The 14,098-nt window shown below is 68.4% G+C and carries 7 protein-coding genes, 1 pseudogene and 2 riboswitches; of the genes and pseudogenes, 3 read left to right on the top strand and 5 right to left on the bottom strand.

The annotated features are described in order from the left end of the window. Positions 1 to 563: type I glutamate--ammonia ligase (locus AC08OV_RS18330; protein ID WP_476620004.1), on the top strand; the 563-nt coding region annotated here is incomplete at its 5' end. Here the strand turns inward: AC08OV_RS18330 and AC08OV_RS18325 are convergent. Then, positions 523 to 2,874 (bottom strand): MMPL family transporter, encoded by a 2,352-nt coding sequence (locus tag AC08OV_RS18325; protein ID WP_476613688.1) that lies wholly within the window; start codon positions 2,872 to 2,874, stop codon positions 523 to 525. The two genes, AC08OV_RS18330 and AC08OV_RS18325, sit on opposite strands and share 41 nt — an antisense overlap. 22 nt (positions 2,875 to 2,896) lie before the next feature. On the opposite strand from AC08OV_RS18325, the gene AC08OV_RS18320 reads away from it, so the two are divergent. Further along, positions 2,897 to 3,751, top strand: a complete 855-nt coding sequence (locus AC08OV_RS18320) for a TetR/AcrR family transcriptional regulator (RefSeq protein WP_476620003.1) — start codon at positions 2,897 to 2,899, stop codon at positions 3,749 to 3,751. Positions 3,752 to 3,858: 107 nt separating this feature from the next. On the opposite strand, the gene AC08OV_RS18315 is transcribed toward AC08OV_RS18320, so the two are convergent. From AC08OV_RS18315 to gcvP, 4 genes are all read right to left on the bottom strand, one after another. Further along, a complete protein-coding gene (locus AC08OV_RS18315; protein WP_462203126.1) occupies positions 3,859 to 4,929 on the bottom strand; it encodes a glycosyltransferase family protein in 1,071 nt (356 codons plus the stop codon). Positions 4,930 to 5,548: 619 nt separating this feature from the next. Next, on the bottom strand, positions 5,549 to 7,258 hold the full coding sequence (locus AC08OV_RS18310; RefSeq protein WP_476620002.1) for a GGDEF domain-containing protein: 1,710 nt from the start codon (positions 7,256 to 7,258) through the stop codon (positions 5,549 to 5,551). 588 nt (positions 7,259 to 7,846) lie between these two features. Beyond that, positions 7,847 to 8,587 carry an FkbM family methyltransferase gene (locus AC08OV_RS18305; RefSeq protein ID WP_476613684.1) on the bottom strand — a complete coding sequence of 247 codons (741 nt, stop codon included), beginning with the start codon at positions 8,585 to 8,587 and terminating at the stop codon, positions 7,847 to 7,849. Positions 8,588 to 8,985: 398 nt separating this feature from the next. Beyond that, positions 8,986 to 12,180, bottom strand: a complete 3,195-nt coding sequence (gene gcvP, locus AC08OV_RS18300; RefSeq protein ID WP_476613683.1) for an aminomethyl-transferring glycine dehydrogenase — start codon at positions 12,178 to 12,180, stop codon at positions 8,986 to 8,988. 55 nt (positions 12,181 to 12,235) lie between these two features. Beyond that, positions 12,236 to 12,359, bottom strand: a riboswitch (glycine riboswitch). Beyond that, positions 12,360 to 12,456, bottom strand: a riboswitch (glycine riboswitch). A gap of 1,081 nt (positions 12,457 to 13,537) precedes the next feature. Here gcvP and AC08OV_RS18295 point away from each other — a divergent pair. Next, positions 13,538 to 14,098: pseudogene (locus AC08OV_RS18295) on the top strand (hypothetical protein); the annotation flags it as partial.

Here is a 14,098-nt window from a genome sequence, read left to right as displayed (position 1 = left end):
CCGCACCCCCCGGTTTCCCACCCCCCGGCTCTCGCGACGACACCGCCGGGATGTCCGCGCTGATGTGCTCGTTCGTGGCCGGGCAGCTCGCCTGCATGGCCGATTTCGCGTTGCTGTACGCACCCAACGTGAACTCGTACAAGCGCCTGGCGCCGGGCTCCTTCGCTCCGACCGGAATCAGCTGGGGACGCGACAACCGGACCTGCGCCATACGGGTGGTCGGCGACGGGTCGGGGCTGCGCGTCGAACACCGGGTGCCGGGCGGTGACGCGAATCCCTACCTCGCCGTCGCCGGGATGATCGCGGCCGGCCGTTACGGCATCGAGCACCGTCTCCCGCTCGAACCCGGACGGATGGGCAACGCCTTCACCATGCCGGACGTGCCACGGCTGCCCGCGACGTTGCGGGAGGCGGTGGACGGGTGGCGGGCCAGTGCGGTGGCCCGGGCCGCCTTCGGTGATCGGGTCGTCGCCCATCTGGCCCATGCGGCCGAAGTCGAGCTCGCCGGCTACGAGCGGACCGTCACCGACTGGGAGCGTCGGCGCGGCTTCGAACGGTTCTGACCCCGACCTGCTCCGGGACGGAGTATTCGCGCAGTCCGAACCGCTGATACAGAGTCCGCAACGGGCCAGGGGCCCACCAGTTGTAGTCGCCGGCCACCCGCATGAAGGCGGGGACCAGCACCCCTCGGATGAGGGTGGCGTCAAGCACGATCGCGAGCGCGGTGGCGATCCCGAACATCTGGATGAACCGGACCGACGAGGTACCGAACGCGACGAAGGTGACGGCGAGCAGCGCGGCGGCGGTGCTGACGATCCGCCCAACCCGGGCGAGCCCGGTGGCGACCGCTTCGGTGTTGGGCGCGCCGGCGTCGTGCGCCTCCTTGATCCGGGAGAGCAGGAAGACCTCGTAGTCCATCGAGAGCCCGAAGGCGATACAGAAGAGCAGGACCGGCATGGAGGTGTCCAGCGGGCCGGGGGTGAAGTCGAGGAACCCGGACAGGTGGCCGTCACTGAAGATCCACACCGAGGCGCCGAACACGGCGCACATCACCAGCCCGTTAAGCACGATGGCCTTCACCGGTAGCAGCACGCTGCCGGTGAACAGGAACAGCAGCACGAAGGTCGCCAGCGCGATCAGCCCGAGGGCGACCGGGAGACGGTCGGCGATCGTGGTCTTGCCGTCTACCAGGACGGCGGATGCGCCACCGATCAGCACACTGGTCCCCACGGGCGCCGGCACCGCACGCGCGGCCCGGACGAGAGCCTGCGCCCGGTCCGACGCATAGTCCACCGCGGGCACAACCTGGAGGGAATCCGCTCCGGCGATCGCGAACCGTCGGCTGGCCGGACCGGGCGGTACGACCCGGCGCCCGTCGATGTGGGACCCGAGGGCGCTATCGACCCGGGCCACGTCCGGCAGTTCGGACAGCGCGGTCGCGTAGGAAGCGAGCGCGGACCGGTCGATCATGCCCGGCCCGGCGGCCTGGACGACGACGTCGAGCGCGCCGCCGATGTCGGCGGCGAACGCGCCCCGCAGGGCATCACCGACGATCCGGCTGTCCGCCGAGCCCGGCTTCAGCACCCGGTCGTCCGGGGTGCCGAAGTTCACGTGCAGAAAGGGCGCCCCGAGGACGAGCAGAACCGCGATTACCGGCAGGCCGGTGAGTACCGGGTGGCGCATCACGGTGCCGGCGACCTGACGCCAGAACGGCGAGTCGGCCGCCTCGCGCACCACGACCGGCGCCGACCCGACGGGCGCCGGTCCAATCGGCACCGGCCCCGCCGCGCCCGCGGGCCCGATCGCCGCGCCGCGCCGGGCACGACCGGCGCGGCGGCGGCGCACGAGCCCGAGCAGGCCGCCGATCCCCCAGGCGTTGACCCGCTCGCCGAGCACCATCAGCAGCGCCGGCAGGGCCACGACGGCGGCCAGCATCGCGACGAGGGTCACCGAGATCCCGGCGTAGCTCATCGACTTCAGGAAGAACGGCGGGAAGACGAGCATCACGGCCAATGCCACGATCACCGTCGCCCCGCTGAACAAGATCGTCCGGCCGGCCGAGCGGACCGTCCTCTCCACCGCGGTGGCGCGGTCCCGGCCCGCCGCCAGTTCCTCCCGGAACCGGCTGACCATCAGCAACGAGTAGTCGATGCCCAGCCCCAGGCCGAGGGCCGTCGCCAGGTTCACCGCGAAGATCGACACATCGGTGAGATCACCGATCACCGAAAGCGCGGCGAAGCCACCCAGCATGCCGAGCAGCCCGATACCCAGCGGCAGCAAGGCGGCAACCACGCCCGCGAACGCGATGACCAGCAACGCCAACGTGATGGGAATGGCGAACGACTCGGCGGCGGCGAGGTCGGCCGAGACGTGTCCGCTGATGTCCTCCCCGACCGTCGCGGCCCCACCCGGCCGGACCGTCACCGCCCCCGGCGCGTCCCCCCACGACTCGTAATGATCAACGATGTCGGCGGCCTGGTCATCGTCCTGGATACTGGCGACGACAAGCGCCTGCCGGCCGTCCCTCGAGCGCAGCGCCGGACCGCCCCCCGTCCAGTAGGACACGACGTCCCTCGCCCCGGCCTGGGCGGCGAGATCGGCGGCAACCGTCTTTCCCGCGGCGACGACCGCCGCGTCGTCCACATCGCCCGCCCGGGCGGTCACCAACAGGAGGAAGTTCGGGCGGCCGTGGAAGCGAGCGTCCAGGACGTCCTCGGCCCGGGAGGAGTCCGACGCCGGATCGTCGAACCCCCCCGCCTGGAGTTTGCCGAAGGCATCGCCCGCGAGCCCACCGGCGCCGAGCAGCACGAGAAGCGTGAGGACGAGGACCAGACGCGGGCGGCGCGTCACGAGCGCCACGAGCGGAGTAAACACGGAACCCTCCGAAGAGCAGGCGATGCTGAAGAGAACAGTGTTCGCGATCGCTGCTCGTGTCAAGACGCATCCGTTCGCAAAGTTGACAGCGTTCTCGTCGAGACCCACCATGACCGTGGTGAGCAGTCCGGTTCCCCGTCGCGAACGACTGCGGCAGGCCACTCTCGACGAGATCAAACAGACCGCGCGCGCCCAGCTGGCCGAGCACGGCCCGGCTGCGCTCTCCCTACGGGGAATCGCCCGGGTGATGGGCATGGCCCCATCGGCCCTGTACCGCTACGTGGACAGCCGGGAGGTCCTGCTGGCCGAGCTGGTCGCGGACGGGTTCGCCTCACTGGCGGAGGCCCTGGAGGCGGCCTTCGACGCGGCCGATCCGCACGACCACCTACGACGCTGGCTCCAAGTCGCCCGCGCGCACCGCCGCTGGGCCCTGGACCATCCGACGGAATACGGACTGATCTTCGGCCCCGGCATCCCCTGCGCCACGTCGACCAACGACCGGATGATCACACAGTTGCACCGCGCGGTCGCGGTGCTGTTCCGCTGCATGAGCGAGTCGACCAGGGCCGGCATGATCGACGCCGCCGCGGTGGACGCCCAGCTCACCCCGCCGATGCGCGCTAGCCTACAAGCCTGGGGACGCGACCACGACGTCGCGATCGACGCCGCGGGACTCGCCGTGTGCCTGGCCGTCTGGACCCAGTTGCACGGCTTCATCTCCTTGGAGATGTTCGGGCACCTCCCCTCCGCCCTCGACGACCTCGACGATCTGTTCGACCGGCAGATGGCGGACGCGATCATCCGCGTGTGGCGAGGCGGGTACCACCTCGCCACGGTGATGCCCGTCCCGCCGGCCGGCCGGCCGGCCGCGGAGTGACCACCCGGTGCTGACCAGCCACCCGGTGCCGACCAGACGGTCTGGTGGTCGACGGTCGGCCGGTCGGCGGCAGCGGTTCAACTGTCCGGCGACCGGCCGCCGGACGGTCAGGCCGAGGTCCGCATTCGCCGCCCCAGCGCGTCGAGCGCGACCCGACGGGTACCCTTGATCTCCGGCAACCGCGCCTGATAAGCCGGTGCCGTGGCCAACGGCTGGTAGAAGCCGAGCCGCGGGACGAAGTCGGTGTCGTCGTAGCCCGGCGGCCGGTGCAACGCATACGTACGACCCGGGAAAAGCAGGTCGTAGTTGTCGGCGATCTGCCAGATGGCGACGTGCGGGTCGACCCGCCGACGCTGAAAGTACGCCTCCAGGACATCGATTGTGAAACTAATCTCATGGAACTGTTTGACCAGGCTGTGGTAATGCTGGCCGACCTGATACTTGATCGGTAGTTCGATCTGGAGACTATCGGAGTAGTCGAGCAGATCGAGCGCCAGAACCTTCAGTGACGTCTCGACGCCGTACCCCCGCGAGAACGCCAGCGCCGCAAAGACGTCCGCGTCGATGACGAACTCCCCGATCAGGGGCTGGATTGTCCGAGTGATGGACGGCACATACCTGGCGAGCTGTTTCGACAACAGCGACCGCAGCATCTCGGTGGTTCGCCCCCCGGGCTGCCCGTCGCCAGTGACTCTACGCGAACTTCCGTTGACGAAAAGCGGGGCGTTATCGGCAGTCACGGCGGCAGCCAGGACACCCACTGTATATGGATCGTAGCTTTCCAGATCGGCGTCATGGAAGATGAGCCGACTACCGAATGCAAGGTAGGCGAGACTACGCATCGCGCCCGCTTTGCCGCCGGTCGTGGTGGCCTCTCGGCCCGCGTGGCGCTGCAGGACCGACTCTCCACGCACGACCCAGCTGGCGCCCGCGTCGGTCGCGATGCGCATCAGGCCATGTTCGTCCCCGTCCGACGACGGGTCGACAACCACGCCGATCTCGTCCAGCACGCTGCGCTCCTGCATCCAGCGTTGCCGGTTGAGTGCGATGATGTCGCCGAGAGTTCGAGCCGCCTCCGGGCCACGGGCCGGGATGAGCAGACTCAGAGTGATGCCCTTGGCGAGTTTGTCGACCTCGATCGAGTCGAGGTCGAGGCTGGTGGGTTCGAGCGTTCGCACGGACGCCCCTCTCTCGTGACCTTTCTTGGGTACGGACAGCCCGTACCGGTGATGACGTCCAGATGGGGATCTGGTGCGGCATTGCCGGCGGTATCAGACGGGCTGGGTAGGGAATCCCCCAGCCACCCCGGACCGCACGATTGGGTACCTCCGTTCACAACGCCTCATCCGCCCGAGTCGTCGCCGGTACCTCCCCGCGTGTTCCGGTTCACCGCTTCCGCCTCTCGACCACCCGGGAACGACCGGTCCGCCACATGCAGGTACTGGAGCGTCAAAGTATCGGTCTTACGACCGTGTCCGTCACTCCCCATCTTTCTCGAGGGGAACAACCACCGCTTCCGGGACAAGGAGCGAACACTCGGCGCCGCACCAGCACGACACATGACCCCGCCGCGCCACGGAGGGTACCCGACCAAGCACCTGGAGCGGTTGCTCCGGGACCGATCCGAAAGAACTACCCCCGCACGGCCCGCCGATGCCACCGGATGGGCGGAATCGCTCACGGCGTCCTACTCTCTTTCGGTTATGGCCACGGAAGGAAGACCGGCGCGCGACCGGGCCATCCCGAAGACGGACGATCGGGCGGCACTCGCCGGCCTGCCCACCGCCGTGGCCGCGCTCACCATCGCGTACGCCAGGGCACCGCGGCGGATACGGCATCCGGGGCCGGGGGCTGCCTACTCGAACCAGCCGTTTCACCGACTTCATGATCACCGACGTCGTGGCCCGATCCGGCGGAACCGATCGCGACCCGGTCCCGTCCCGCGGCCTTCGCGGCGTACAGCGCGCGATCCGCGGCTGCGACGAGCGCGAAGGTGTCGTCCGCGTGATCGGGGAGGGCCGCCGCTCCGACCGAGACCGTCACCGCGATCAGCAGAGACTCCTCGCCGCTGTCTCCCCGGACACCGGCACCCGACCGGGCCTGGCCGCGCGCCCTCGTCGGCTCGGTAGACCCCGCCGCCCCGGACTCCCCCGTTCGGGCCGGCGGGTCCAGAACTCGCAGCGCGGGCACGACGATCCGGACGGGTTCCCGTCCGACGCCGCGGCGCAGACGTTCGGCGATATCGGCGAGGGCGCCTCCCCGGACATTCAGCGTGAGCAGCGCGAACTCCTCACCTCCGTAACGGGCGACGACGTCACCGGGACGGGTCACGACCAGCAGTCGCCGAGCCACCTCCGTCAACACCTGATCACCAGCCGGATGGCCGAATCGGTCGTTCACCGACTTGAAGTGATCGACGTCGACGAGGATCAGCCCCATTCCGGATCCGGTGCGTCGTACCCGACCGGCCGCCAACCGCATCTCGGCCTCCAGATAGCGGCGGGTACGCAGGCCGGTCAGCCCGTCCGTGATCGCCAGACGCCGCTGGTCGGCCTCCAGGCCCGCCATCCGAACAATGATCAGAATCATCATGATCGCACTTACGGCCACGACGACCAGCAGATCCCGTAGATCACCACGGATCACCTGCACGGCCAGCACGGTGGGAGCCACCAGCCCGGCGCTCGACAGTGCCACCAGGCGCCAGCCGCTGCGCGCCTGCGCACGCGGGGGCGCCGGCCGCGTGAGGTCGACCATGGTCGGATGCAGCGCGGCGGCGCCGAGGGCGAGGTTGCCCGTCAACCAGATCGCGTCGAGGTAGTTGCCGACCTCGAAGGCCCCGTTCGTCTGCTGCGCGACGTAGATGGCGTCGGCGGTCAGGATGGCGAGCAGGTTGCCCGCCAGCAGGAAGAAGGCGGGTGGGCGGCTCCCGTGCCCCACCACGAGACGGATAGCCACCCCCAGCAGCGCCAGATCCATCGCCGGATAGGCCACCGAGGTGACGCCGACGAACAGCTTCTGGCCCGCACGCACCTGCGGCGCGATCAGGTAGAGCCAGGACAACAGAACCGCCGCGAGCAGGAACATCGACCCGTCGAGCAGGCCGGCGATGTCCCGTTCCTGGGTCCGTCGCCGGGTCAGCAGAACGAGACCGACGACGAGCAGCGGGTAGTGGCCCAGATACAACACATCCGGCAAGGCCGGATAGTCTGTGATGTCAAGCACATAGTGAAAGATGTAGAAGGCGCCATCGCCTATGGCGTACATCACCTGGCTGCTTCCGATCAGCAACCAGGGACGTCGGTCGGTCAGCTCCTGGCGTTGCAGGCCGAGGAACACGGCCCCCGCGGCCGAGGTGCTGAGGCAGAGGTAGATGACCAGCCGGACGACGCGTGGGCCGCCGGTCGTGGGAAGCTGGCCGTAGACGAGGATGGCGATCAGACCGAGACAGAGATAGACGAGCCAGACGTGGCTACGCCAGGCGCGCCGCCACGATGGAGCCGGCATCACCCCTCGGTTCGCGACGCGGGATCCGTGCGGGACAGCGGGCGTGGCAGCGGTGCCGGGGTCCGCCGGGAGGTCCGGACCGGTGCGTCGCCCGGCTGGGCGTGATGCCGTCGATGGGCGTTCGTTGTCGGGTTGACCGAGGGAATCGGACCTGTCGACCATGCAGGACCGGCTGGCGGTGAACAGCCGCCCCGGAAGGACCGGGCCATGAGCAGCCTCTCAGTGTGAACATGCGGGTGGCACGCGTACCGGCCACGTACGCCTGTGGTGCCTTGCGGCATTCCGTTGCCGCTCACGGCACCCACAGCGACACTGATCCCACCCGCCTGGCTTCGGCGGGTCGAACGACGAGTCGAACGCCGCGACCTGCTGAAACCGTATCGAATGGTTGCTCTTCGTACAGGAGCGTTTGAAGCCTGATGGGTACTCTTATCTGATCATTTGTCCACTCATTGTGCGGGATCCGCCCCGCTCGGACGGATCCCGGCTGGGGCGGTCACGAAGGGCGAGCCTCGCCCGGACCACTACGAGCTGATGATCGGCAAGTCAGGCTGACGACCGCCGTCGCGGACGTTTCCGCGACGCAGGTCAGGGGTGGGCGACGAAGTTGAAGTGCGCCCCCGACGCGAAGGCCGCCCGGAACATGGGCAACGTGTAAGGACCGTCGCCGTCCAGATCGAAGATGCGCAGCCCGAGATCACTGTCGACGAGCGTGTACATCTCGTCGGCCGTCGTGCCGTAGTCCCGGGCACCGGCACCGAACTCGAAGACGAGATACGGCCGGCTGAAGCCGATCAGCTTCTGGCCGCCCTTGAACACCCCGTACTCGGCCCCCTCGACGTCGACCTTGATCAAGGCCGGCCGGTAGTCGGCCGGCATCGCGTCGTCCAGCGTCTCGACCGCGACCTCGATCTGTTCGACGTCCTCGCTGTCGGGCACCCGATCACGCAGCCCGCTGTAGGCGGGCCTGCTACGGACGTAGGTGAAGGGCAGCACCCCCGGCTGGTCGGCGAGCGCGGCCTGCCGTACCTCCACCGCCGGGAAATCGGTGGTCAACGCCGCGGCCATGTGCGGCAACGGCTCATAGGCGACGTGCCGGCCTCCCGGGGCGTGCTGGAGGATGATCCGGAGAACGTCACCCTTGTGCGCGCCCACGTCGATACAGTTCGAGTCCTCCCGGAGGACGAAGGACAGCAGCAGCGCCAGATGCCGGTCGTCGCTGCGATTGCGGCGGGCGGTAGGGACGACGTTGTCACGCACCAGCTTCAGCGCCGGACCGAGGCCGATGTCGACCGCCACCCGCCGGGCCCTTGCCAGCTGTTTTTCCATCCGAGGATCCATCCGCCGTGACCTCCTGTTGTTCAAGCGGCGATCTGCCGGAGTGTCATCGCCGAATGACCCGTTATGACAGTCAGTACACCACTATTGGGCGAACATGATCCATGGTCAAGACCGGTAACAGGAATTTCAAGTCCACTTCATTCCCGCTCGACCCCGCTCGGACGACCGGACGACCGGACGACCGGACGACCGGACGACCGGACGACCGGACGACCGGACGACCGGACGACCGATAATCCTTACGCCACGAAGAGTTCGACTTCTGAACTCTTCCGCCAGGGAAGGGTTTGGAGGTCGTGGCAGACTACCCAGCGGGACCGTTCGGCCTCGCATCGGCCGCCGCCGCGATGGAGAAGATCGACGGCGGCCGCGTCAGCATCCCGTCCTCAGCGGGCCCCGGCGAGAATCTGCTCGTCGACCGGCTCCACGGCGAAGGATCCCACCGGTGGGCAGGCGCAGACCAGGTTGCGATCACCATAGGCGCCGTCGATCCGACGTACCGGGGGCCAGTACTTGGCGGCCCGCAGCGAAGCGACGGGATAGGCCGCCACCGATCGCGGATAAGCGTGCGACCATTCGTCGGCGGTAACCATCTGTGCGGTATGCGGAGCATTATTCAGGGGATTGTCGGTCCGCGGCCAGATACCGTCTCCAACCTTGTCCGCCTCGGCCCGAATAGAGATCATCGCGTCGCAGAAACGATCGATCTCGCCGAGATCCTCACTCTCCGTCGGCTCGACCATCAGTGTTCCGGAAACCGGGAAAGACATGGTCGGAGCATGGAAACCGTAGTCGATGAGACGCTTCGCCACATCGTCCACGGTGACGCCGGTCATCTTCGTCAACGGCCGTAGGTCCAGAATGCACTCATGGGCGACCAGCCCGTCCCGGCCCGCGTAGAGCACCGGATAGTACGGACGCAGCCGGTGGGCAATGTAGTTGGCGTTCAGGACGGCCACCGAGGTCGCCCGGCGCAGGCCATCCGCACCCATCATCCGGATGTAGGCCCACGGAATCATGAGAATTCCGGCCGAGCCCCATGGGGATCCCGAGATCGGGCCCACTCCGGTGGCCGGTCCGGCCTCCGGCCGCAGCGGGTGGTTCGGCAGATAGGGTAGGAGTTTCTCGACCACGGCGACCGGGCCGACCCCCGGACCCCCGCCACCATGCGGGATGCAGAACGTCTTGTGCAGGTTCAGGTGGCTCACGTCGGCCCCGAACTGCCCCGGCCTGGCGAGCCCCACCAGAGCGTTGAGGTTCGCTCCATCTACGTACACCAGGCCGCCGGCCTCATGCACGATCGCGCACGCCTGCCCGATGCCCTCCTCGTACACACCATGGGTCGACGGGTAGGTGACCATCAGCGCCGCCAACGCGTCCGCGTTCGCGCGGGCCTTGCGGGCCAGATCGTTCAGGTCGACGTTCCCGTCGTCGTCACAGGAGACGACGACCACCCGCATTCCCGCCATCGCGGCGCTCGCCGCATTCGTCCCATGCGCCGAGGAGGGAATGAGACAGATGTTTCGCACCACGGACCCGGGAACAGCATGATCGCGATGATAGGCCCGGATGGCGAGCAGCCCGGCGAGCTCACCCTGACTGCCGGCATTCGGCTGGAGGGAAACCCCCGCATACCCGGTGATCTGCGCAAGCCAACGCTCCAGGTCCTGAATCATCGCGAGATATCCGGCGGCCTGGCCCAGCGGGGCAAATGGATGGATGTCGGCGAATTCCGGCCAGGTGACCGCGGCCATCTCCGTGGTCGCGTTGAGTTTCATCGTGCACGACCCCAAGGGGATCATGCCCCGGTCGAGAGCCAGATCAAGATCGGACAGTCGACGCAGATAGCGGAGCATCGCGGTCTCCGACCGATGGTCGTGGAACACCGGATGTTGCAGGTAGGAATCCGTACGCACCAGTTCGGCGGGCAGCGCCACCAGCTCGTCCGCCATCTGATCTGCCTGGTCCGCGCGGGCCATGAGGTGATCGCTCGCCGCCGCGACGGGCCCGGTCCGAGCCCCGGTTCGGATCCCGCTTTCGGTCTCGGTCTCGGTCTCGGTCCAAGTGATGCCCGCCGTGGCCTCCGGGCCCACCCCGAAGGCCGACCAGACGGCCCCCAGCTCGGCCCGGCCCGTCGTCTCGTTGCAGGAGATGCCCACGTGGTCATCGTCGACCAGCCGCAGGTTCACTCCCCGCGCCAACGCGTCCGCAACCACCTGGGCGGCCCGGCCCGGCACCGCGGCGAGGACGGTGTCGAAGAACGCGTCGTGCACCACCGTCACACCGGCGGCGCGCAGGCCTTCGGCGAGGCGCACCGCGTGCCCGTGGAGGCGACGCGCGATCCCGGCCAGGCCCTCCGGGCCGTGGTAGACCGCGTACATAGAGGCGAGTACCGCGGGCAGCACCTGGGCTGTGCAGATGTTGCTCGTCGCCTTTTCCCGCCGGATGTGCTGCTCACGGGTCTGCAGGGTGAGCCGGTACGCGGGTGCGCCGTCCGCGTCGACCGATACCCCGACGAGCCGCCCCGGCAGGGACCGCTCCAGCCCCTTGCGCACTGCGAGGTAGCCGGCGTGCGGGCCTCCGAAGGACAGCGGTAGCCCGAACCGCTGCGTGCTCCCCACCGCGATGTCCGCGCCGAGATCACCAGGCGCCCGCAGCAGGGTCAACGCCAGCGGATCGGCGGCGATCGTGACGACGATGCCGCGCTCCCTCGCCGATGCGATCACACCCCGCACATCCCGCAGGACGCCCGCCGGCCCGGGATAAGACAGCAGCAGGCCGAAGGTCGCATCCAGCTCCGCCGGGCCCACGGCCGTGAGTCCGGCGGCGAGATCCGCGACCACCACGTTGATCCCCAGCGCCTCCGCCCTGGTCGCGACCACCGCAATGGTCTGCGGGAGGGTGTCGGCATCGATGAGGAACGTCGTGCGGGAACCCTTCGCCGTCCGGAACGCGATCTGCATCGCCTCGGCCGCCGCGGTCGGCTCGTCCAGCAGGGAGGCTCCGGCCACCGCCAGGCCGGTCAGATCAGTGATCATCGTCTGGAAGTTGAGCAACGCCTCCAGGCGGCCCTGGGAGATCTCCGGCTGGTACGGCGTGTACGCCGTGTACCAGGCGGGGCTCTCCAGGATGTTGCGCTGGATGACTCCCGGCATCACCGCGGGATGGAACCCCAGCCCGATCATCGAGGAAACCGGTCGGTTCCTGCTACCGAACGCGCGTAGGGCCGCGAGCACCGCGGGTTCACTCAGCGCCGCGGGAAGATCCAGATCCTGGTCACGGATGCTCGCCGGGACGGCCGCATCAGTGAGCGCGGCCAGTGATTCCACGCGCAGCGCATCCAGCATCGCCTGTTGGGAGGACGGGTCCGGGCCGATGTGCCGATCGGCAAACCGCGGGATGGCCGCGGCGGGCAGCCGCCTCGCACCGTTCCTGCCCACCGCCGCGGCGCTACCCTGCCGCGGCGCCCCCGACCGCGCGTGCGACGACGCGGGAGCGGTCGTGGCGGTCGTGGCGGCTGTGGCGGCCGTGGCCGGTCCATCGGCATAGGGGGTGTCGTCGTACTCGGTGACGTCAGGCATGATGACTGCTCCGGAGGTCGGGCGACGACGGATCATGCCGGCGCCGCGGCGGGCCTCCCCCTCTGTCATAGGCCTGAGAGCTTCACCGGCGCCGCCGCCGGCAGTCCGGGGAGCTGCGGGCGGGGAACGCGGCTTTCACCGTCGGCGGGACACCCCACGGCGTCCACTTTCCAGAGTTGCCTGACCCGGCGGTTGGGGGCCTGAGAGTTTATGGGGAGAGCTTGCTCCTTCGGCGTCCCGACCAGCGAGCGACCGGGACTCTCCCGCACAGGTGTGAGCGGCATCGGTATGGAGTTGTGGGACGGGGCACGGATGACCCGGGGATGCCTACCAGTAGCGAATGATCGGCTCCCGACTGGCGCCGGTCCCCTCGACGCCGGCTGCGTTCAGCCACGATTCCACTCCCCGAACACTAGCTGCGGGAGCCCCGCGGGCCAACCAGTGACCCCCACCGAAACCTGTGCGCAACATGAACCCACGAACCCGTGGAGCCGTGGAGCCGTGGGCCGTGGGCCGTGGGCCCTGGGCACGGGACCATCGGTCGTCCGCCATCCGATCCTGCGGGCGGAGGCGGCGGCCTCGGCGTCAGGGCCGCCCGCCGGTAGGCGATACGAGCGCGGACAGCTATGTATCTAGGCACATGTCACAGCTCTGCGGAAAAATGTCAAGAAGCATCAAGATTCCGGGGCGTGCCCCAGCACTGATGCTGAAAAACCGGGCCATGCCCCCTGGAACGTCCTCCCGATGCCCCTCCCGCCCGCGCGGACGACACCTACACAAAGAAATGCGAGGTATCGCCCGGGTCGCCGGACGGCACGTGCATCATACGGTTCATCTGCACCATCCGACGCTGACGCCCGCCACGAAAGGTGCGGCCGGGCAGGCCGAACGCGGACACGGGCACGAAGGTGCCATCGCACGAGGTGCCATCGCACGAGCGGGATAGGCACACGGCCAGTACGCCGTCCTCGTCGACTACCCGGCAAAAAAATCGCCATGACAATTGATCATGCGGCAACCACAGCCTGGGGTTGAACCGGTGCGGCGTCTGGCCTTAACCTACGGATGTCGGCTGCACGCTTCATTGCACGGGCTTCATTGCACGGGCTTCATTGCACGGCGACTACTCTGGGCGATGACGAGTAGGAGGAGAACTCTACTTTCCGCCGTCCAACATCACGGGGAGGGAGAGCTCGATGCAGGGCCTTCAGTCACTGTTCAGACGTCGATGCGCCCTTATCCCGTCACTCCACACGCAGGGCACGGACGCGTATCCGGATCCCGGCATCCCCGCGGTCGCCGGGATGCCGGCGGGGAGACCGGCACAGCCGTTCCACCATTGGAACCAGACCGGGCCATGAGGTCGCTCCAGAGAGAACAGCCCATCAGCCAGCTGGCATCCCTGGTCGGCCTGATCGGGGTGGGTGTCGCGCTCAGCGTGCTGTTTCAGTTGTTCCAGCTGCCGAATATCTCGAAGATGCACGGCTACCGGACGGCGATCGCGGTGCTGCTGGCGGTCGGCCTGTACGGCGCCACGCTGGGGATCGCCCGCGCGGCCTGGGCGGACATCCGCCGGATCGCGCTCGTCGTCACCGTGGGCGTCGCCCTCAAGGCCCTGCTGATCGGTGGCGTCCTGGCCCTCGCGCTCGGCGACCCGCTGTACCTCCTTCTCGGCGTGGTGGTCGCCCAGATCGATCCCCTGTCGGTAGCCACGCTCACCTCGGGTTCACGAATGTCAGAACGCGGTCAGGATCTCCTGCGCAGCTGGGCCGCCTTCGACGATCCCGTGACGGTACTCCTTACCGTGTCCCTGGTCACAGCGGTCGGTTCGACGTTCGTCAAGGACCAGCCCGCGATGACGCCGGATCTCGGTGGACCGTCGGGAGTCAGCGGTTTCTTCGTCGGCCTGGCGCTCAAC

It is taken from the genome of Frankia sp. CeTa3Moorea, assembly GCF_978021225.1.
The sequence above is the reverse complement of the archived record's forward strand: the minus strand, read 5'-3'. Positions and strand labels throughout refer to the sequence as shown.

Coding starts and splice junctions, on each gene's coding strand:
- AC08OV_RS18320 (WP_476620003.1), top strand. CDS start 2,897: ATGCTGAAGAGAACAGTGTTCGCGATCGCTGCTCGTGTCAAGACGCAT.
- AC08OV_RS18310 (WP_476620002.1), bottom strand. CDS start 7,258: ATGCCGGCTCCATCGTGGCGGCGCGCCTGGCGTAGCCACGTCTGGCTC.
- AC08OV_RS18305 (WP_476613684.1), bottom strand. CDS start 8,587: ATGGAAAAACAGCTGGCAAGGGCCCGGCGGGTGGCGGTCGACATCGGC.
- gcvP (WP_476613683.1), bottom strand. CDS start 12,180: ATGCCTGACGTCACCGAGTACGACGACACCCCCTATGCCGATGGACCG.